Source organism: Streptomyces sp. R35, from assembly GCF_041053035.1.
Taxonomy (GTDB): Bacteria; Actinomycetota; Actinomycetes; order Streptomycetales; family Streptomycetaceae; genus Streptomyces; species Streptomyces lutosisoli.
On record NZ_CP163440.1, the window covers coordinates 1998562 to 2018427 of the forward strand.

At 71.3% G+C, this 19866-nt stretch carries 18 protein-coding genes; 2 read left to right on the forward strand and 16 right to left on the reverse strand.

The window, feature by feature from the left end; genetic code table 11:
- Positions 1–9: 9 nt before the first annotated feature.
- From AB5J50_RS09450 to rpe, 6 genes are all read right to left on the reverse strand, one after another.
- Positions 10–405 (reverse strand): hypothetical protein, encoded by a 396-nt coding sequence (locus tag AB5J50_RS09450; RefSeq protein ID WP_327427222.1) that lies wholly within the window; start codon positions 403–405, stop codon positions 10–12.
- 147 nt (positions 406–552) lie between these two features.
- Positions 553–1995 carry a GuaB1 family IMP dehydrogenase-related protein gene (locus AB5J50_RS09455; RefSeq protein WP_369256676.1) on the reverse strand — a complete coding sequence of 481 codons (1443 nt, stop codon included), beginning with the start codon at positions 1993–1995 and terminating at the stop codon, positions 553–555.
- Between the two features lie 106 nt (positions 1996–2101).
- Entirely contained in the window at positions 2102–2479 is a 378-nt protein-coding gene (locus AB5J50_RS09460) for a barstar family protein (RefSeq protein ID WP_369256678.1), read from the reverse strand.
- The gene (locus tag AB5J50_RS09465; RefSeq protein WP_369256680.1) at positions 2476–2922 is read right to left on the reverse strand and encodes a ribonuclease domain-containing protein; all 447 of its coding nucleotides are present in this window, start codon (positions 2920–2922) and stop codon (positions 2476–2478) included. The genes AB5J50_RS09460 and AB5J50_RS09465 overlap by 4 nt, the downstream gene beginning before the upstream one ends.
- Positions 2923–2987: 65 nt before the next feature.
- Positions 2988–4001, reverse strand: coding sequence for a sugar-binding domain-containing protein (locus AB5J50_RS09470; protein WP_327434917.1), 1014 nt, complete (start codon positions 3999–4001; stop codon positions 2988–2990).
- Positions 4002–4113: 112 nt separating this feature from the next.
- Entirely contained in the window at positions 4114–4800 is a 687-nt protein-coding gene (rpe, locus tag AB5J50_RS09475) for a ribulose-phosphate 3-epimerase (protein ID WP_327427226.1), read from the reverse strand.
- 134 nt (positions 4801–4934) lie between these two features.
- On the opposite strand from rpe, the gene AB5J50_RS09480 reads away from it, so the two are divergent.
- A complete protein-coding gene (locus AB5J50_RS09480) occupies positions 4935–7121 on the forward strand; it encodes an MMPL family transporter (RefSeq protein WP_369256682.1) in 2187 nt (728 codons plus the stop codon).
- A 59-nt stretch (positions 7122–7180) separates the two neighbouring features.
- Here AB5J50_RS09480 and AB5J50_RS09485 read toward each other — a convergent pair whose 3' ends face one another.
- The gene (locus AB5J50_RS09485; RefSeq protein WP_327427228.1) at positions 7181–8614 is read right to left on the reverse strand and encodes a transcription antitermination factor NusB; all 1434 of its coding nucleotides are present in this window, start codon (positions 8612–8614) and stop codon (positions 7181–7183) included.
- A 351-nt stretch (positions 8615–8965) separates the two neighbouring features.
- The gene (gene fmt, locus AB5J50_RS09490; RefSeq protein ID WP_369256684.1) at positions 8966–9898 is read right to left on the reverse strand and encodes a methionyl-tRNA formyltransferase; all 933 of its coding nucleotides are present in this window, start codon (positions 9896–9898) and stop codon (positions 8966–8968) included.
- A 389-nt stretch (positions 9899–10287) separates the two neighbouring features.
- Between fmt and AB5J50_RS09495 the strand changes: the two genes are divergently transcribed.
- Positions 10288–10830: a hypothetical protein gene (locus AB5J50_RS09495; RefSeq protein WP_362516374.1), complete on the forward strand. Its 543-nt coding sequence runs from the start codon at positions 10288–10290 to the stop codon at positions 10828–10830.
- Between the two features lie 152 nt (positions 10831–10982).
- Here AB5J50_RS09495 and AB5J50_RS09500 read toward each other — a convergent pair whose 3' ends face one another.
- From AB5J50_RS09500 to AB5J50_RS09535, 8 genes are all read right to left on the reverse strand, one after another.
- Positions 10983–13130, reverse strand: a complete 2148-nt coding sequence (locus tag AB5J50_RS09500) for a primosomal protein N' (protein ID WP_369256686.1) — start codon at positions 13128–13130, stop codon at positions 10983–10985.
- A gap of 461 nt (positions 13131–13591) precedes the next feature.
- Positions 13592–14800, reverse strand: a complete 1209-nt coding sequence (metK, locus tag AB5J50_RS09505) for a methionine adenosyltransferase (RefSeq protein ID WP_327427232.1) — start codon at positions 14798–14800, stop codon at positions 13592–13594.
- 240 nt (positions 14801–15040) lie between these two features.
- Positions 15041–16243, reverse strand: coding sequence for a bifunctional phosphopantothenoylcysteine decarboxylase/phosphopantothenate--cysteine ligase CoaBC (gene coaBC / locus AB5J50_RS09510; protein ID WP_327427233.1), 1203 nt, complete (start codon positions 16241–16243; stop codon positions 15041–15043).
- A 116-nt stretch (positions 16244–16359) separates the two neighbouring features.
- Positions 16360–16632 carry a DNA-directed RNA polymerase subunit omega gene (rpoZ, locus tag AB5J50_RS09515; protein ID WP_030610454.1) on the reverse strand — a complete coding sequence of 91 codons (273 nt, stop codon included), beginning with the start codon at positions 16630–16632 and terminating at the stop codon, positions 16360–16362.
- Positions 16633–16670: 38 nt separating this feature from the next.
- Entirely contained in the window at positions 16671–17228 is a 558-nt protein-coding gene (gmk, locus tag AB5J50_RS09520; RefSeq protein ID WP_330303163.1) for a guanylate kinase, read from the reverse strand.
- Between the two features lie 37 nt (positions 17229–17265).
- Entirely contained in the window at positions 17266–17589 is a 324-nt protein-coding gene (locus tag AB5J50_RS09525; RefSeq protein WP_016638838.1) for an integration host factor, read from the reverse strand.
- 278 nt (positions 17590–17867) lie between these two features.
- Complete coding sequence (gene pyrF, locus AB5J50_RS09530; protein ID WP_369256689.1) at positions 17868–18710, reverse strand: orotidine-5'-phosphate decarboxylase; 843 nt, start codon at positions 18708–18710, stop codon at positions 17868–17870.
- Positions 18707–19813, reverse strand: a complete 1107-nt coding sequence (locus tag AB5J50_RS09535; protein WP_369265349.1) for a quinone-dependent dihydroorotate dehydrogenase — start codon at positions 19811–19813, stop codon at positions 18707–18709. Before AB5J50_RS09535 ends, pyrF begins: the two co-directional genes overlap by 4 nt.
- Positions 19814–19866 lie beyond the last annotated feature (53 nt).

Sequence of the window (19866 nt, forward strand, 5' to 3'; positions counted from 1 at the left end):
GCTCCTACGTCAGCCCTCGTCCGGCTCCCCCGCGAGGGCCCGCGCCTGTGCCACGTCCTCCTCGTCGAACCCCATGTGCCCGGGCCGGCCGTAGACCGCCGCCTGCGCGTCGATCCAGCGGGTGTGGGCCTCCCAGGCGGCCTGCTTGCTGGTGCCGAGGGCCGCACCGATCTGGGACCAGGAGGCGCCGGACTCGCGGGCGGCACGGACGGTGAGCTGACGCCCGTACGCCGCCTTGCGGGCGACCACCTCGCTCAGCGCGAGAAGCTCCAGGAGCCCGGCCCGGTCGAGCGCCTCGGCGTCACTCCCGGCCCCGGCGAGCGACTCCCGCACGCGCAGCTCGTCGAGGCGGGCCACGGCGGTCAGCAGGGTGTACTGCGGCTCGATGCTCTGCGGTGTCGTCATACCCTCAGCGTCGCGTCAAGAGAACTTGACGTCAAGAGGGCCTGACGCCCGGTTCCACCGCCCGCTCCTCGGGAGCCACGAGCCACACATACGCGTACGGCCCCTCTCCCCAGGGCGGGAAGAGGGGCCGTACGACAGGAAAGCGGGTCAGCTCCAGCTGGCGTGCAGCGGCTTGCCCTCGGCATAGCCGGCGGCGCTCTGGATGCCGACGACGGCCTTCTCGGCGAACTCCTCCAGGGAGTTGGCGCCCGCGTAGGTGCAGGAGGAGCGGACGCCCGCGATGATCGAGTCGATCAGGTCCTCGACGCCCGGGCGGGCCGGGTCGAGGAACATGCGCGAGGTGGAGATGCCCTCCTCGAACAGGCCCTTGCGGGCACGGTCGTACGCCGACTCGTCGCTGGTGCGGTTCTTGACGGCGCGGGCCGAGGCCATGCCGAACGACTCCTTGTACAGGTGCCCGTCGGCGTCCTGCTGGAGGTCGCCCGGGGACTCGTACGTACCGGCGAACCAGGAACCGATCATGACGTTCGACGCGCCCGCTGCCAGCGCCATGGCGACGTCACGCGGGTGCCGGACGCCGCCGTCGGCCCACACGTGCTTGCCGTACTTCTTGGCCTCGGCGGCGCACTCCAGGACGGCGGAGAACTGCGGCCGGCCGACGCCGGTCATCATGCGAGTGGTGCACATGGCGCCGGGGCCCACACCGACCTTGATGATGTCCGCGCCCGCGTCGACGAGGTCCTTGACGCCCTCGGCGGCGACGATGTTGCCCGCGACGATCGGGACCTGCGGGTCGAGCGCGCGCACGGTCCTGATCGCGCTGATCATCGACTCCTGGTGGCCGTGCGCCGTGTCGATGACGAGCGTGTCGACGCCCGCGTCGAGGAGCTGCTTGGCCTTGCCCGCGAATTCGCCGTTGATGCCGACGGCGGCGGCGATCCGCAGCTTGCCGTTGGCGTCGGTGGCCGGCGTGTAGAGCGTGGCGCGCAGGGCGCCCTTGCGGGTGAGGATGCCGGCCAGCCTGCCGTCCGCGTCCACGGCGGGGGCGTAGCGGCGGTTGGCGTGGTCCAGCTTGTGGAAGGCCTCGCGCGGGTCGATGTCCGCGTCGAGCAGCAGCAGGTCGCGCGACATGACCTCGTTCAGCTGCGTGAAGCGGTCCACGCCGGAGAGGTCGGCGTCGGTGACCACACCGACCGGGCGGCCGTCCTCGTCCACGACGACGCCCGCGTTGTGGGCGCGCTTGTTCAGCAGCGCCAGCGCGTCGGCGACGGTCTGGTGGGGGGCGAGGACGATCGGGGTGTCGAGCACCAGGTGGCGTCCCTTGACCCAGGAGATGACCTCGGTGACGACCTCGATCGGGATGTCCTGCGGGATGACGACGAGGCCACCGCGGCGGGCGACGGTCTCGGCCATCCGGCGGCCCGCGATCGCCGTCATGTTGGCGACGACAAGCGGGATCGTGGTGCCCGAGCCGTCCGGGGAGGTGAGGTCCACGCCCTGACGCGAGCCGACCGCGGAGCGGCTCGGCACCATGAAGACGTCGTCGTACGTCAGGTCGTACGGGGGCTGGATGTCATTCAGGAAACGCACGTGCTGCACATCCCAGTCGTTCGAGGTGACCCCCGGACAGGTCAGCCAGGGGGAAGAGCACGTACTTCATTGTCCCATGTCGGCCGGTATGCGGTCCCCGGACAGATCATCCAGGCTGGTCAGGGGGCAGCTGGTCGGATCCTCCAAGAGCGAGGACGACCGAAAGCGCGGCGTCGAACTGCTGGTAGTGCCCGGAGGCCGATTCCAGGACCTCCTGGGCGATCTCCCACTCGTCGGGCCGCGCCTTCGCGTACTGCCGCCAGCCGCTCACCACGAGCAGTCTGCCCGGGCTGGCGGGCCCCCAGTCGGGGTCGCCCAGCACGTCGGCCAGGGCGTCCCAGTTGCGCCCGAACCAGTCCGGCAGGTCGAGGGCGCGGACACAGCGCGCCATGAAGCCGGCCTTGTCCGAGACCCCGGTGAGGTCGAGCACGCTGACCTGCCACCCGGCCGCGCGGCACACCCCCGCGAGAGGACCGTGGGTCATCTCAACACCGCCCTGAACGACTTGTAGTGATCATCGGTGTAGTAGATCTCACCGCCTTGCCCCGTGACAATGCGCCGGGCTCCGCGGTCGCGCTCGCCGGGGGTTTTGACCGTGTACTCGCGGTAATAGCCGCGCTGCTGCTTCGGCAGCAGCCTCTCGAAGTTCCCGAAGACGACGCCGTCCTTGGCGTACGGGAAGGGGCCGCCCTGGTCGATCAGGGCGAGGGTCGCACGGGCCTCGGCGGGGAGCTGGGCCTCGGTGACGGTCCGCATGCCGCCGGCCCAGGACGGAGTCGAGCCGACCGCGGAGTCGGCCGCGGAGTTGGCTGTCGGCGTCCGGCTGCCGGTCGACGTCTGGGTGCCGGTGGACGAGCAGCCCGTCAGCAGCACTCCGAGGCACAGGAACAGGCCCGCGAACACGCGGGGGACGGACCGCAGCAGCATGACGTCGATGCTGCCACGGCCGCCCCCGAGCGGCGCGCCGATGGGCCTCGCGGGCCCTTTGAGGGTCACGGCCCGTCCGGGTCCGCCCGGTTGAGGGCCGGACGCGGCGGTGTCCCCGCCGTCATCAGATAGTCCGCGGCCGACGTGTCCGTCACCAGACTGGTGACGAGGCCGGAGCGCAGCACCGCGTCGATGGCGGCCGCCTTCCGCTGTCCGCCCGCGATGGCGACGACCTCGGGGATACGCCGCAGCCGGTCGGCCTCGACCGTGATGCAGCGCTCGCCCAGGTCGCGACCGACCCGGCGCCCCTCGGCGTCGAAGAGGTGCGCCGACATCTCGGCGGCGACACCGAGCGACGCGTAATGGGCGCGCTCCTCGTCGCTGAGCATGTCGTGCACCGTGGAGATGCCCGGCTCCCAGGAGCCGATGGAGACACAGGCGACCGTGACCTTGTCGAAGTACTCGAAGGCACGGGCGATCCCGGTCTGGTTGCGCAGCGCGGCCGCGGTGGCCGCGTCGGGCAGCAGCATCGGCGCGTAGATGGGGTGGGCGTCCCCGCCCGACACCTGGGCGGCGCGCCGCACCGCCTCCACCGAGCCGCGCTCAGCGGTCCCGGCGTCGTAGACGCCCGTCAGCTGCACCACGGTGCACGGCGGGAGCCGGTCGAGCGCCGCCGCCATGTGGATCGTGGAGCGGCCCCAGGCGAGGCCGAGGACATCACCCTCGTTGACGAGCTCGCCGAGCAGGTCGGCGGCCACTTCTCCGAGGTTCTCGGGATCGGGCGACGACTCCTCGGCCTCGGCCGGGGACTCGACCACGACGGCGTGCCTGAGGCCGTAGCGGGCGCGCAGCGCGTCGGAGCGCTCCGCGTCCAGCTCGGCCGGCACACGGATCTCGATCCTCACCAGATCCCGTTCGAGAGCGGTCTCCAGGACCCGGGCCACCTTGAAGCGGCTGACGCCGAACTCCTCCGCGATCTGGATCTTGGACTTGCCCTCGAGGTAGAAGCGGCGGGCCATGGCCGCCGCCTGCACCAGCTCAGCGGGTCCCATCCGCATGGCTGACCGGCCCGCCGACATACCCGACACGGCGATCTCCTCTTCTGCTGTTCACACTCTGGGTTCGCCGTTCATCCTTGCAGATCCGGCGTACTTGATCAGCCCTGATGGGCGGCGTTCACGTTCCCTTGGCTCAGTGGTCGCAGGCCCATGCCGCCTGGGCCGTGGCGGCCTGGGCCTGCGTGCGTAGTGCACGTACCGCCTGGGCCGGGTCCGATGCCCCGTACACCGCGGAACCGGCGACGAAAACGTCGGCTCCCGCCTCCGCGCACCGCTCGATGGTGGACGCCGACACACCGCCATCGACCTGGAGCCACAGTTCGAGGCCGTGCTTGCTGATCAACTCCCGGGTGCGGCGGATCTTGGGGAGCATGATGTCAAGGAACGCCTGGCCGCCGAAACCCGGCTCGACCGTCATGATCAGCAGCATGTCGAGTTCCGGGAGCAGATCCTCGTACGGCTCGATGGGGGTCGCGGGCTTGAGCGCCATCGACGCCCGGGCGCCCTTGGCCCGGATCTCGCGGGCGAGCCGCACCGGAGCGGCGGCGGCCTCGGCGTGGAAGGTGACGGAACCGGCACCCGCTTCCACGTACTGGGGCGCCCACCGATCGGCGTCCTGAATCATCAGATGGCAGTCCAGCGGGGTGTCCGTCGCACGTGCCAGAGACTCTACGATCGGCACACCGAGCGTGAGGTTCGGTACGAAGTGGTTGTCCATGACGTCGACGTGGAGCCAGTCGGCTCCTTCCACCGCCTTTGCCTCCTGGGCAAGACGGGAGAAGTCGGCGGACAGGATGCTGGGGTTGATCTGCACGGCCATGCCCCAAGACTGCCATGCCTCGGGCCGGTTGCTCGCCTCGGTCCAGACCTGGGCCGTTCTGCGGATGTTCTACGACGACCGGGCGTGCCATGCTGGACGGCCGACCGGGACCAGCGGCGGCTACGGGGGTGGCCATGACGGACGGGAATCAGCGCCACGTGCGCCAGGGACTCATCGGGTTCGTGTGCGGGCGGCGCGGCAAGTGGCTGATCGTCGGCCTGTGGCTGGTGGCGCTCGTGGTGGCGGCACCACTCGCCTCCAAGCTCACCGACGCCCAGGACAACGACGCGGCCTCCTGGCTGCCCGGGTCCGCCGAGTCCACCCAAGTCCTCGACACGTCCAACAAGTTCCGGCCGGAGCAGATCCCGGCGGTCGTCGTGTACGCCCGCGAGGGCGGGCTGACCGCCCAGGACAAGCAGCGGATCGTCCAGGACGTCCAGCAGATCAAGGGGCTCACGGCCCACGGCGTACGCGGCGCGGAGACGCGCGGCCCGGTCTACGACAAGCCGTCCGCACCGAAGGCCGCCCAGATCTACGTGCCGATCACGATGGAGAAGACGGGCTGGGAGGAGCTCGCGCCCGCGGTCGACTCGCTGCGCGACCAGGTCGGCAAGGGCGGCGGCGGGCTCGCGGTGCACATCACCGGGCCCGGCGGCACCTCTGCCGACTTCTCCAAGGCCTTCGAGGGCATCGACTCGACCCTGCTGTTCTCGGCGATGGGCGTCGTGATCGTGATGCTGCTGCTCACCTATCGCAGCCTGGCCCTGATCTTCGTCCCGCTGATCGGTGTGGTCGCCGCGCTCTTCACCTCCCAGGCGCTGATCTATCTCCTCGCGAAACACGCGGGTCTGACCGTCAACGGGCAGAGCGCGGGCATCCTCACGGTCCTCGTCTTCGGCGCGGGCACGGACTACGCGCTCCTCCTGGTCGCCCGCTACCGCGAGGAGCTGCGCCGCCACGAGGACCGCCACGAGGCGATGGCCCTCGCCCTGAACCGGGCGGGCCCGGCGGTGCTGGCGTCCGGCGCGACGGTCGTCCTGAGCATGCTGGTGCTGCTAGCCGCCGAGATGAACTCGACGCGGGGCCTCGGCCCGGTGGCCGCGATCGGCGTGGCCGTCGCCCTCCTCGCCATGCTCACGCTCTTCCCGGCCCTGCTGCTGGTCTTCGGCCGCTGGATCTTCTGGCCGGCGATCCCGCACCTCGGCTCGTCCGACCCGACCGCGAGCGGCGTCTGGGCCCGTATGGGCCGCCGTATCGCCGTCCGCCCGCGCGCCGTCTGGGGCGCCACCGCCCTCGCCCTGGCGGCCCTCTCCTTCGGCCTGCTGCAGATCCACGCCCAGGGCATCGGCAACGCGGACGCGTTCACCGGCAAGCCGGACTCGATCGTCGGGCAGGAGGTGTCCGCGCGGTACTTCCCGGCGGGCAGCGGTGACCCCCTGGTCATCGTCGCCGGCCAGGCCCAGGGCGACCGGGTCAAGAGCGCGGTGGCCGGTACGAAGGGTGTGGTGCCGGACAGCATCACCGTGCCGGAGGGCACGAAATCCTCGTACGACGGCAAGGTGCTGTTCGAGGCCACGATGACCGCCCCCTCCGACAGCGAGGCCGCCAAACGGACGGTCGAGCGCGTACGGGACGCGGTGCACGCCGTGCCGGACGCCGACGCCAAGGTGGGCGGCGGCACCGCGGCCCTGCTCGACATGGACGCGGCGACCACCCACGACAACATCCTGATCATCCCGGCGGTGCTGCTGGTCGTCCTGCTGATCCTGGGCCTGCTCCTGCGCGCCCTGGTGGCCCCGCTGCTGCTGATCGGGACGGTCGTCCTGTCCTTCGCGGCGGCCCTCGGCGCCAGCGCGCTCGCCTTCAGGCACCTCTTCGACTACGCGGGCGAGCAGACGGACTTCCCGCTGTTCGTCTTCGTGTTCCTGGTCGCCCTCGGCATCGACTACAACATCTTCCTGAGCACCCGGATCCGCGAGGAGGCGGGCCACCAGGGCACCCGCGCGGGCGTGGTGACGGGCCTGGCGGCGACGGGCGCGGTCATCACCTCCGCGGGCCTGGTCCTGGCGGGCACCTTCGCCGCCCTCGCCACCCTCCCGATGGTCGCCTTCGCCGAGATCGGCTTCGCCGTCGCCCTGGGCGTACTGCTGGACACCTTCATCGTCCGGTCGATCCTGGTGACGTCCCTGTTCCTGGACGTCGGACCGAAGGTGTGGTGGCCGCACCGCCTGTCGCACGAGGACACGGCGGCACGGCCCACGGTGACTCCGTCGGCGGCTCCGGAACCGGCGGCACGGCCGGGCGGGCCCTCGGCGGACTAGGACGGACAGGACGGACGGAACTGGCCCAGACGCTCTCGGCCGACCGGGAGGTCAGGCGGTCAGGCAGTCCGGCGGATCAGTGCCAGATACATGGCGTCCGTCCCGTGCAGATGCGGCCACAGCTGTACGTCGGGGCCGTCGCCCAGGGCCGGTACGCCCGGCAGGAGCGGGCGGGCGTCGAGCAGCTCCGCGGAGCCGCCGTCGTAGTGCTTGAGCACGTCGTCGACGACCGCGCGGGTCTCGGCGAGGTGCGGCGAGCAGGTCGCGTACCCGACGACGCCGCCGACCCGTACGGAGTCGAGCGCCGTGCGCAGCAACCCGCGCTGGAGCGGCGCGAAGCCGTCCAGGTCCTCGGGGCGGCGCCGCCAGCGAGCCTCGGGACGGCGGCGCAGGGCGCCCAGGCCCGTGCAGGGCACGTCCATGAGCACACGGTCGAAGGTGCCGGGCAGCCACGGCGGACGGGTGCCGTCGGCGGCGATGACCTGGTAGGGGCCGGGGTTGCCCGCGAGCGCCTTCGCCACCAGGCCGGCCCGGTGCGGCTGCTTCTCGGAGGCGAGCAGCATGGCACCGCGTTCGGCGGCGAGCCCGGCGAGCATGGCGGCCTTGCCGCCGGGTCCCGCACAGCCGTCCAGCCAGGCCTTGTCGGGTCCGTCGAGGGGCGCGTTGGCGAGGGCGATCGCGACCAGCTGGCTGCCCTCGTCCTGGACGCCCGCACGACCCTCGCGGACGGCGTCGATGGCGCCCGGCTCACCGCCCTCGGTGAGCCGCACGGCGTAGGGAGACCAGCGCCCCGGCAGCCCGGACTCGTCCCCGAGGGCGTCGAGGAGCTCATCGGCGGTGGAACGCCCCGGCCGGGCGACGAGCGTGACCTCGGGCCGCTCGTTGTCGGCTTCGAGCAGATCCTCGATCCCGGCACGGCCACCGCCGAGGGAGTCCCACAGCGCGGAGACGACCCAGCGCGGGTGGGAGTGCACGACCGCGAGATGCTCCTCGGGGTCCTCGTCGTAGGGCGGCGCGACCTGCTCCAGCCAGCCGTCGAGATCCTGCTGCGCGACCTTGCGCAGTACGGCGTTGACGAACTTGGCCCGCCCGTCACCGAGCACGACCCGGGCGAGCTCGACGGAGGCCGACACCGCGGCGTGCGTGGGAATGCGCGTGCCGAGCAGCTGATGCACACCGAGGCTCAGCACATCGAGCACGGGCGGATCGACTTCCCTGAGCGGCCGGTCGACACAGGCCGCGATGACAGCGTCGTACGTCCCCTGCCGGCGCAGCGTCCCGTACACCAGCTCGGTGGCCAGCGCCGCGTCCCGCCCGTCGAAGTCACCCTTCTCGCGCGCCTTGCGCAGCAGCGGCGGCAGAACGAGGTTCGCGTACGCGTCCCGCTCGTCCACGGCCCGCAGCGCCTCGAAGGCGAGCATACGGACCGGGTCCTTCTGGGGACGGCGGTAGGGCTTGCCGGGCTTGTGCGGCCGACGGGACTGCTCACTCACGAAAAATGTGCTCCGGATCCGGGAAAAGGTGCGTCTATCAGCGTACGCCGAGGGGTTCGTGCTGGGGCGGCGCCGGGTCGTATCCGAGGCGGTGGGGCGTGGCTGGGGTGGTGGGTTGTGGCCGGGACCGACCCGGGCCGTGGTCAAGGCGGTGGTTCGTGGCCGAGGCGGTGGCCACGCCAGAGGCCGGGGCTAGCCCGAGGCCGGGCCGAAGCCGGGACCAGCCCGAGGCCGAGGCCGAAGGGGTGGGGAGGCCGGGCTCGACTCCGACCGGGGCCGAAGGGGTGCGGCGGCCCGGACTCGGCTCCAGCCCTGAGCTGGCCTCGGACCAGGCTCCGGCCCGGGCCGAGGTCAGACCCCGAGCCGCTCCCCGGAGGAAATCCGCACCCCGCGCGCCCAGTCCGCAGCGCGCATCGGCTTCTTGCCCTGGGCCTGGACCCAGAGCAGCTCGACGGCGTACGAACCGGTCCCGACGTACACGTTGTTCTTGCCGACGGACAGCTCGCCCGGCGCGAGGTCCGTGCGGTCGGGCACGGACGCGACCTGGATGAGCTTGAGCCGCTCGCCACGGAAGACGGTCCAGGCACCGGGCGCGGGGGTGCACCCGCGCACGACCCGGTCGACGCGCAGTGCCGGGGCGGACCAGTCGATGTGGGCGTTCTCGACGGCGATCTTCGGCGCCATGGTGATGCCGTCGGCGGGCTGCGGCACGGCCTTGAGGCTGCCGTCCTCGATCCCGTCCATCGTCGCGGCGAGCAGCCCGGACCCGGCGAAGGCGAGCCGGGTGAGCAGGTCCCCGCTGGTGTCGGTGGACCGGACCTCCTCGGTGACGGTTCCGTACACGGGCCCCGAGTCGAGCCCTTCCTCGATGAGGAAGGTGGAGGCACCGGTGATCTCGTCGCCGGCCATGATCGCGTGCTGCACGGGGGCGGCGCCGCGCCACGCGGGCAGCAGCGAGAAGTGCAGATTGACCCAGCCGTGGGCGGGGATGTCGAGGGCGACGCGGGGCAGCAGCGCCCCGTACGCGACGACGGGGCAGCAATCGGGCGCGATCTCCCTGAGCCGGGCCAGGAACTCCTCGTCCCGCGGCTTCACCGGCTTCAGCACCTCGATCCCGGCCTCCTCCGCCCGCTGGGCGACCGGACTCGCGACAAGGTGTCGCCCCCGACCGGCCGGGGCGTCGGGCCGCGTGACGACAGCGGCCACCTCGTGCCGCCCGGAGGCGATCAGGGCGTCCAGAGCGGGAACGGCGACCTCGGGGGTACCTGCGAAGACAAGCTTCATGGGTGGCGGTTGGCCTCTCGGGCGGGAGTTCGTTACCCCCCGCACACGTGCCGACTGGGCCGGAGTACGGGGCAGCGCACCAGTCTATGCGGCACGGGGGCTTGGGGGCTCGGGAGTTCCGCGCGTGCCTTCCTCAGCCCGCAGCCGCCGACGGCAGCCCACCCCCACGGGAGACCCGTACGTGACACCCGATTCGCACGGGCGGTGCGCGGGTGGGAGAAGAAACGACTCACCGGGGGCGTACGCCACAAGACGCGCCCCGTGCATATGCCCTTACGCCCCCAATGCGTGACCAGCGGAGCGTAAACGCGTTGGTCAAGAAAGAGTTGACCACAACGGGCCGCAGTCGCGGCCCGATCCTTTTCAACGCCGGTTCGAGAGGCTTGTTCATGGCCGACCACGCAACCCACGACGCCCAGGCTCGGGCCAGCCTGCACTTGCTGGTGCGGGACATCGAGCGGGTCCGCCGGCAGGTGGACGCACTGCGCACGCTCACCGCCCAACTGGGCAACGTCTACCGCCCGCGCCGCTCCGGCCCCTCCACGGGCTTCGTCGTCTACGGACGCGCCCCCGCCCCGACCGTCCGCCTCGCCCAGGAGCTGCGGGACAGCGTCGAGACCCTGGTCACGGCCGCCGTGGACTTCGACCGCTCACTCGGTTTCTCGTGGGACGCGGTGGGCTCGGCGCTCGGGGTCACCAAACAGGCGGTGCACCGCCGTTACGGCGCCCGCCGCGCCGCCGCCCAGGCAGCCGCCGAGGCGGAGCGGGCCACGGAGACATCGGGCACCCGCACGGTAGCCGTCAACACCGGCATCCCCACGGTGCCGACAGTCCCCGCCGCCCGCTCCATGCCGACCCAGCCGACGGCGGGCAGTCCCACCCTCCGCGACGAGGTCAGGCCCACGGCATTCCCGGGCCCGCGCAACGGCTGACCGCAACGGGCTGACCCACTCCCCGTCTGCCTCCCGGAGCCAACAGCCCCGGGAGGCAGCCCAATGGACGTACCGTCATCCGATCTTCATGGCCACACCGTCACCCGAAGTTTCATGGGCACAACCGTCACCCGACGTTCATGGGCACACCGTCACCCAATGTCCGGCGGGTCGACCCGGATCCGTACGGGCTCGCTCCCCCCACGCGCCATCCGCGCCGCCTGCGCGGTCTTCAGCGCGGCCGCAAGCGCGGCACCGCTCCCCGGCGGCACCCGAATGAGCGCACGCTCCCAATGCTCCCCGGGCGGCGGCCCGCCAACCCGCCGCGGACGCCCGGCCTCCGTGACGGCCATCGGCACGGGCCCCAACAGCTCCGCGTCGCGGGGCAGTTCGGCCGCGGCGAGAAACCCGGCGAGGGCCTCCGGCGTACCGGAGACGGCCGCCATCCGTGAGACAGGCGGAAACCCCAGCTCGGCCCGCTCGGCGAGCTCACGCACCGCGTGCCCGACCGGATCCCACCGTACGAGCGCCTGAACGGGCCGCAGGGTCGGCTCGGCGACGACCACCACCGTGCCCCCGGCCCCCTGGGGACGTACGAGCGACGCAGCCGCCATCCACCGCCGCAACGCGTCCTCACCGGCCCGCAGATCGGGCCGCCCGAGCATCGCCCAGCCGTCGAGCAGCAACGCTGCGGCATACCCGCCCTCGGCAACGGGCTCGGCCCCAGGCGTGCTGACGACAAGGGCGGGCGCGTCGGACACCGTGTCCAACACCTGCTCCCGCCCGGAGGTCCGCACCGGCACGGCCGGAAACGCCCGCCCCAGCTCCTCGGCCGTACGCCGCGCCCCGACGATCTGCGCCCGCAGCCGGAACCCACCACACTCGAGGCAGTGCCAGGCCGCCTCGTCCCGCCCGCACCACGCGCACCGCAGCACCCCGGCGTCCTGCCCCTCCAACGGCCCGGCGCAGTGCCGGCACCGCGCAGGCGCCCGGCATTGCGCACACGCCATCCGGGGCACATACCCCCGCCGGGGCACCTGCACGAGCACGGGCCCTTGCCGCAGCCCCTCCCTGACGACCTGCCAGGCGAGCGTGGGCAGCCGCGCGGCCCGAGCGGCCTCGTCCCGCGCGAGATCCCCGTCACCCACGGTCCGCACGAGTGGCGCGATCCCCCGCACCTGCTCCCGCTCCGCGACCAGCGGCAGCGCCCATCCAGTCTCGACGAGCTGTGCCGCCTCGACGGTGCAGCTCCAACTCCCCAGCAGGAAGGCGCACTTGTCATGGGCGGCCCTCAGCAGCAGCACTTCCCGCGCATGCGGCTGGGGCGCGTGCGGCTCGCTGTGGCTGCCGTCCCCGTCGTCCCAGATGACGACGAGCCCCAGATCCCGCACAGGCGCGAACATGGCGGCCCGGGTCCCGACGACGGCCCGTACGGACCCACGCCGCACGGCCAGCCACTCCCGATACCGCTTCTCGGGCCCGGCCTCGGCGGTGAGCACCGCATGCCGCCCTTCCCCCAGCAACGAGGAGAGCGCGGCGTCCACACGCGCCACGGCCCGCCCGTCCGGTACGACGACGAGCGCGCCCCGCCGCGAGGCGAGTGTCGCGCCCACGGCCCTGGCGATTTCCTCGGCCCAGCCAGGCCCGGGCAACGCGTTCCACACGGCCCGCGGTGCCCCGCCCGCGGCGAGCGATTCCAGAAAGGCCGCCCCCCGCCCGTACCGCACCCAGGACCCGGCCGCGGGCACACCGGGAACCGGCAACGGCGCGGGCGAGGGCTTCTGTTCGGCCCGCGCGTTCCTCGGCGGCACCGCGAGTTGCAGCACATCGGCGAGACTGCCCGCATACCGATCGGCGACGGCCCGTGTGAGCCCCAGCAGCTCGGGCCCGAGCACGGGCTCGGGAGACACCACCTGAGCCAGCGCGGCGAGCGGCCCGGCGTAGTCGGACTCGGCGAGCCGCTCAACGAGAAACCCGTCGATCAGCCCACCACCCTCACGCCGCCCGCCCCGCACATTGCGTCCCCCGGCGCCGAAGCGCACCCGGACCCGCACCCCCGGCTGAGCCGCCTCGTCCAACTCCTCGGGCACCGCGTAGTCGAAGTACCGGTCGAGATGCAGCACACCCTTGTCGACGAGCACGCGCGCGACGGGCCGCTCCTTGGCAAGCGCGGCCCCCCGCCACGTCCGCGGCTTCGCCTTCGGCTCCCTGGCCTTGCGCACGCCCTCACGAATCAACGCAAGCTGCTCGGGCGGCGCACCCTCCGCGCCACCCTCACCCCGCCCATTCGCGCTGCTCACAGCAACATTCCTACCAGACCGCACTGACACCGCCGCCCGCCCGAGATCAACCCGGCCGCGGATCACGAACACCCTGAGGGCGCATCTGCCATGGGCCACTCGGCCATACCGGTCCAGGACCGGCAGCAGGATTCGAACCTGCGAGGGGGACACCCCCCGGAAGTACCCGCACCCAACGCACCGGACGCGACGACGTCAGCTCTCCCGAGTTCCCAGCGGCAGCGGACCATGATCCAGAATCACCGCGCACCCTGGGCGCACTCCACCGAAGCAACCGCGGCCATCGCACCGGGAGATCCCCCAGCGTACGAATCCCAAGCCACCGAGACCAGCCATTTCCTCGACCGGCACGACCTCCGAGAAGCACCCCCGCATCCCGGACACCACCCGACGAGACCGACGCATGAAACGGCGAGGCCCGGCGCCCCCAAGGGGCACCGGGCCTCGCCGAACAGCTCGTTCTACAGGCCGGCGGCCTTGCGCAGCGCGTCCACCCGGTCCGTGCGCTCCCACGTGAAGTCGGGCAGCTCGCGGCCGAAGTGGCCGTACGCGGCGGTCTGGGAGTAGATCGGACGCAGCAGGTCGAGGTCGCGGATGATGGCCGCCGGACGGAGGTCGAAGACCTCGGTGATGGCGGTCTCGATCTTCTCGGCTTCGACCTTGGCGGTCCCGAAGGTCTCGACGAAGAGACCGACGGGCTCGGCCTTGCCGATGGCGTAGGCGACCTGGACCTCGCAGCGGGAGGCGAGGCCCGCGGCGACGACGTTCTTCGCGACCCAGCGCATCGCGTACGCCGCCGAGCGGTCAACCTTGGACGGGTCCTTGCCGGAGAAGGCGCCGCCGCCGTGGCGGGCCATGCCGCCGTACGTGTCGATGATGATCTTGCGGCCGGTCAGGCCGGCGTCACCCATCGGGCCGCCGATCTCGAAGCGGCCGGTGGGGTTGACCAGCAGGCGGTAGCCCTCGGTCTCCAGCTTGATGCCGTCGTCCAGGAGGGCCTTCAGCTCCGGCTCGACCACGAACTCGCGGATGTCGGGCGCGAGGAGCGAGTCCAGGTCGATGTCGCTCGCGTGCTGCGAGGAGACGACGACCGTGTCCAGGCGGACCGCCTTGTCACCGTCGTACTCGATGGTGACCTGGGTCTTGCCGTCCGGGCGGAGGTAAGGGATCGTGCCGTTCTTGCGGACCTCGGACAGCCGCTTGGACAGCTTGTGCGCCAGGTGGATCGGCAGCGGCATCAGATTCGGCGTCTCGTCCGTCGCGTACCCGAACATCAGGCCCTGGTCGCCCGCACCCTGCTTGTCCAGCTCGTCCTCGTCGCCCTCGACACGCTGCTCGTACGCCGTGTCGACGCCCTGCGCGATGTCCGGCGACTGGGAGCCGATCGACACCGACACGCCACAGGAAGCGCCGTCGAAGCCCTTCTTCGACGAGTCGTAACCGATCTCCAGGATCTTGTCCCGGACCAGCTGGGCGATCGGCGCGTACGCCTTGGTCGTGACCTCGCCGGCCACGTGCACCAGGCCGGTCGTGATCAGCGTCTCCACGGCGACCCGGGACGTCGGGTCCTCGCGCAGAAGCGCATCGAGAATGGTGTCGCTGATCTGGTCAGCGATCTTGTCGGGGTGGCCCTCGGTGACAGACTCCGAGGTGAACAGGCGACGGGACACAACGCTCCCTGAGGTTGCAGCGGCTGCTGGCTGATCATTGGTGGACGGGACGAGAGCTGCGCTCGGCGTCGTCCGAGAACAGTTTATCGGTCGCACTCCCCCGCAGGCCCCCCTGTCTCGCTTCTCGGAAGCGCTGTGACCTGCGGCACGGGCATTCTGCGCCATGACGCCGGGTCTCCACCAGAGTCGCCGCAGTCGTTTTCGCGCGGATGGAGGCGACTGTTGAGGTGAATGAGACATTCACCTCAGACGGCGTGTCACCAGGTCCCACACGATATCGGCCAGAGCCTCCTTGGGTCCGTACGGCACCGGAGTCTCGCTGCCGTCGGCGCCCAGCACCACGGCCTCGTTCTCCTCGGAACCGAAGGTCTTGCGCTCCCCCACCTCGTTCACGACGAGGAGGTCGCATCCCTTGCGCTCCAGTTTCGTACGACCGTTGGCGAGGACGTCGTCCGTCTCGGCGGCGAAGCCGACGACCACCTGGCCGGGACGCGGACGGTCCGCCGATATCTCCGCGAGGATGTCCGGATTACGGATCAGAACGACCGGCTCCGGTTCCTGGCCGTCCTTCTTCTTGATTTTCCCGGCCGCGTACGCCGCCGGGCGGAAGTCCGCCACCGCCGCGGCCATCACCACGGCGTCGGCGTCCGAGGCCGCCTTCAGCACCGCCTCGCGCAACTGCACGGCGGTCCCCACCTGGACGACGTCCACGCCCGCCGGGTCCGGCAGTCCGGTGTTCGCGGCGATCAGCGTGACCCGGGCGCCCCGCGCCGCCGCGGTGCGGGCGAGGGCGTACCCCTGCTTGCCGGAGGAGCGGTTGCCGAGGAAGCGGACCGGGTCGAGCGGCTCGCGGGTGCCGCCCGCGCTGACGACGACGTGACGGCCGGCGAGATCCGGCTCGGTGACGCCGCGTGCGAGGACGCGGCGACAGATCTCGAAGATCTCCCCCGGGTCGGGCAGCCGGCCCTTGCCGGTGTCGACGCCGGTCAGGCGCCCCACCGCGGGCTCGATGACGACGGCGCCGCGGCGGCGCAGCGTCGCCACGTTCTCCTGCGTGGCCGGGTGCTCCCACATCTCGGTGTGCATGGCGGGCGCGAAGACGACCGGACAGCGGGCCGTGAGGAGAGTGTTGGTGAGGAGGTCGTCGGCGAGGCCGTGGGCCGCCTTGGCCAGCATGTCGGCCGTGGCGGGGGCGACGACCACCAGGTCGGCGTGCTGTCCGATGCGGACGTGCGGAACCTCGTGGACGTCGGACCAGACCTCGGTGGAGACGGGGTGGCCGGAGAGCGCGGACCAGGTGGCGGCGCCGACGAAGTGCAGCGCGGACTCGGTGGGGACGACCCGTACGTCGTGGCCCGACTCCGTCAGCCTGCGCAGCAGCTCACAGGCCTTGTACGCGGCGATGCCACCGCTGACCCCCAGAACGACCTTCGGCTTGCCCACCAGGGCCTCCCCGCACTCGAGACACGCACGCCCCGGCTCGAAGACGTACGACTCCATGACACACCACAGGCCCGACAGTCGCGCCGCCGGGCCTGGGATGAGGAAATAAACAGTGACTACTGCGCGGGGCCCTCAACGGCCTCGGACGTCAGCAGACCCGCGTTGATCTCACGCAGGGCGATGGAGAGCGGCTTCTCGTGGACGTGGGTGTCCACGAGCGGACCGACGTACTCGAGGAGGCCCTCGCCGAGCTGGGAGTAGTACGCGTTGATCTGACGGGCGCGCTTGGCGGCGTAGATCACGAGGCTGTACTTCGAGTCGGTGGCCTCAAGAAGCTCGTCGATCGGAGGGTTGATGATGCCCTCGGGCGTGGTGATGGAAGAGGACACGCTCTGCCTTCCGAAAGGTGGAAAAAAGACCTGAAAGATCAAACAACTTCCATCAAGGCTAGCAGCTCGCGCGCTACGTCCTCGACGGAGGTGTTGACCAGGGTGACATCGAACTCCGGCTCGGCCGCCAGCTCGATCTTGGCCGCCTCCAGGCGGCGCTCGATCACCTCGGGCGGCTCGGTGCCCCGCCCGGTGAGCCTGCGCACCAGCTCCTCCCAGGAGGGAGGGGCCAGGAACACGAGCTGGGCCTCGGGCATGGACTCACGGACCAGCCGGGCGCCCTGGAGGTCGATCTCCAGGAGGACCGGCTCACCCGCCTCCAGCCGCTCCAGGACGGCCGCACGCGGCGTCCCGTAACGGTTGCCGGCGAATTCGGCCCACTCCAGGAGCTCGCCGTTGGCGATCAGCTTGTCCATCTCCTCGTCGCTGACGAAGAAGTAGTGGACTCCGTGCTTCTCACCGGGGCGCGGCTTGCGGGTCGTCGCCGACACCGAGAGCCAGACCTCGGGGTGTTCCTTGCGCATATGGGCGACGACCGTGCTCTTGCCGACCCCTGAGGGGCCGGAGAGCACGGTCAGCCGCGGACGTTCACTCATGCAGCGATTATTCCAGCAATCCCGGTATGCCCAGGACTCAGGCGCCGGAGCCGCCGAACTCACGCTCCAAGGAGGCGATCTGGTTCGAGCCGAGGCCACGCACGCGGCGGCTCTCGGAGATCCCGAGTCGCTCCATGATCTGCTTGGCGCGGACCTTGCCCACGCCCGGCAGGGACTCGAGGAGAGCGGAGACCTTCATCTTGCCGATGACGTCATTCTCCTGGCCCTGCTTGATGACCTCGTGAAGGGAGGCGCCGGAGTGCTTGAGTCGATTCTTGACCTCGGCCCGCTCCCGGCGAGCCGCGGCGGCCTTTTCGAGCGCGGCTGCGCGCTGTTCAGGGGTAAGGGGCGGAAGAGCCACGCCTACGTCACCTCGGATGTCGATCTGTCGGATACGGACCGGTGAGGAACCTAGTCGCCCCACACCTGGGGAGCTACGAGCAACACGCTTGCCCGTTCACCCTGCGTCGGAGACTAGCGGCCAAGTCCGCCAGAGTCAGCGAGAACAGCGGAAAAGTCCTGGTCAGCCTCCCTGGAGCCCGACATTTCCGACATACTGCCCCGGATTTGAGGATGTATTCAGACTCAAGGCGCTCCGAAGACACTCATCGGAGGACTGCCGAGCGGCCGTCGGAGGACTCAGGCGGCCGTCACAGCCGCCCTGATCTCCTCCGCGAAGCGCTCCGCGGACTCCCGCAGCGCGGCCACGTCGGGACCGTGACGCAGAACACCCCGGCTGACGTTCGGGACGACATTGCGCACCGCCGCCCCGAAGACACCCGCCAGATCGGCGGCCGTGGCCCCCTGGGCGCCGATTCCGGGCGCGAGGAGAGGTCCGTTGATGTCCAGGTCGTAGGAGGAGAGGTCGCCCAGCGTGGCGCCGACGACCGCGCCGAAGGAGCCCAGGGGCGTCTCCCCCGCGTTCTCGGCGGCCAGGTGCCCGAGCATCGTCGCTCCGACGTTCCGGCCGTCCGCGCGGACCGCGTGCTGCACCTCGCCGCCCTCCGGGTTGGAGGTGAGCGCGAGCACGAAGAGCCCGGCCCCGCTCTCGCGCGCCAGCTCCACCGCGGGCTTCAGCGAGCCGTAGCCCAGATACGGCGACACGGTCAGCGCGTCCGAGAAGAGCGGCGCGTCCTTGCGCAGGAAGGTCTCCGCGTACGCGGCCATGGTCGAACCGATGTCGCCGCGCTTGGCGTCCATCACGACCAGCGCCCCGGCCGCCCGCGCCTCCTCGACCGACTTCTCCAGGACGGCGATCCCGCGCGACCCGAAGCGCTCGAAGAACGCGCTCTGCGGCTTGAGGACGGCGACCCGGTCGGCCAGCGCCTCGACGACCGTGCGGCTGAAGCGCTCCAGGCCCGCGATGTCGTCGTTCAGACCCCAGTCGCCGAGCAGGGAGGCGTGCGGGTCGATGCCCACGCACAGCGGGCCGCGCTCGTCCATGGCACGGCGAAGACGTGCGCCAAAGGGTTCCAGGCTCATGCGGACTTCCTCACGTCGGCGCCGACCGCGTCGGCGAGGGTGGCGTACGGGCTCGTACGGAGGCGCGCGGCGAGCCCCTTGTGGATGGCGCGACCCCAGAAGGGGCCCTCGTAGATGAAGGCGCTGTAGCCCTGGACCAGCGTGGCGCCGGCCAGGATGCGCTGCCAGGCGTCCTCGGCGTTCTCGATGCCGCCGACGCCCACCAGGGTGATCCGGTCGCCCACGCGCGCGTAGAGGCGGCGCAGCACCTCGAGGGAGCGTGCCTTCAGCGGGGCGCCGGAGAGTCCGCCGGTCTCCTTGACCAGAGAGGGTTGGGACTTCAAACCGAGTCCCTCGCGCGCGATGGTGGTGTTCGTGGCGATGATCCCGTCCAGGCCGAGCTCGACGGCCAGGTCGGCGACCGCGTCGATGTCCTCGTCGGCGAGGTCGGGCGCGATCTTGACGAGGAGCGGCACACGCCGGTCGGTGACCGCACGGTCGGCGGCCTCGCGGACGGCGCTCAGGAGGGGCCGCAGCGCCTCCGTGGCCTGCAGATTGCGCAGGCCCGGCGTGTTCGGCGAGCTCACATTGACCACGAGATAGTCGGCGTGCCGGGCGAGCCGCTCGGTCGACTTCACGTAGTCGCCGACGGCCTCCGCCTCGGGGACGACCTTGGTCTTGCCGATGTTGACGCCCACGACGGTCCTGAAGACGGGCGTACGGGCCCCCAGGCGCTCGCTGACGGCCGCGGAACCCTCGTTGTTGAACCCCATGCGGTTGATCAGCGCCCGGTCCGGCACAAGGCGGAACAGCCGCTTCTTGGGGTTGCCGGGCTGCGGCTCCCCCGTCACGGTGCCGATCTCGATGTGGTCGAAGCCGAGCATCGACATCCCGTCGATGGCGACCGCGTTCTTGTCGAAGCCGGCCGCGAGCCCGAACGGGCCGTGCATCCGCAGCCCGAACGCCTCGGTCCGCAATTCCTTGTAGCGGGGCGCGAGCGCGGCGGCGATGAAGGTGCGCAGCACGGGGATGCGGACGGCGAGCCGGATCCAGCGGAAGGCCAGATAGTGGGCCTGCTCCGGGTCCATCCGCTTGAAGACGAGGTTGAAGAAGAGCTTGTACATGGTCATGTCCTCGAAAGAGCCCGGTGAAGGGGGCTGAAGAGCCCGGTGAAGGG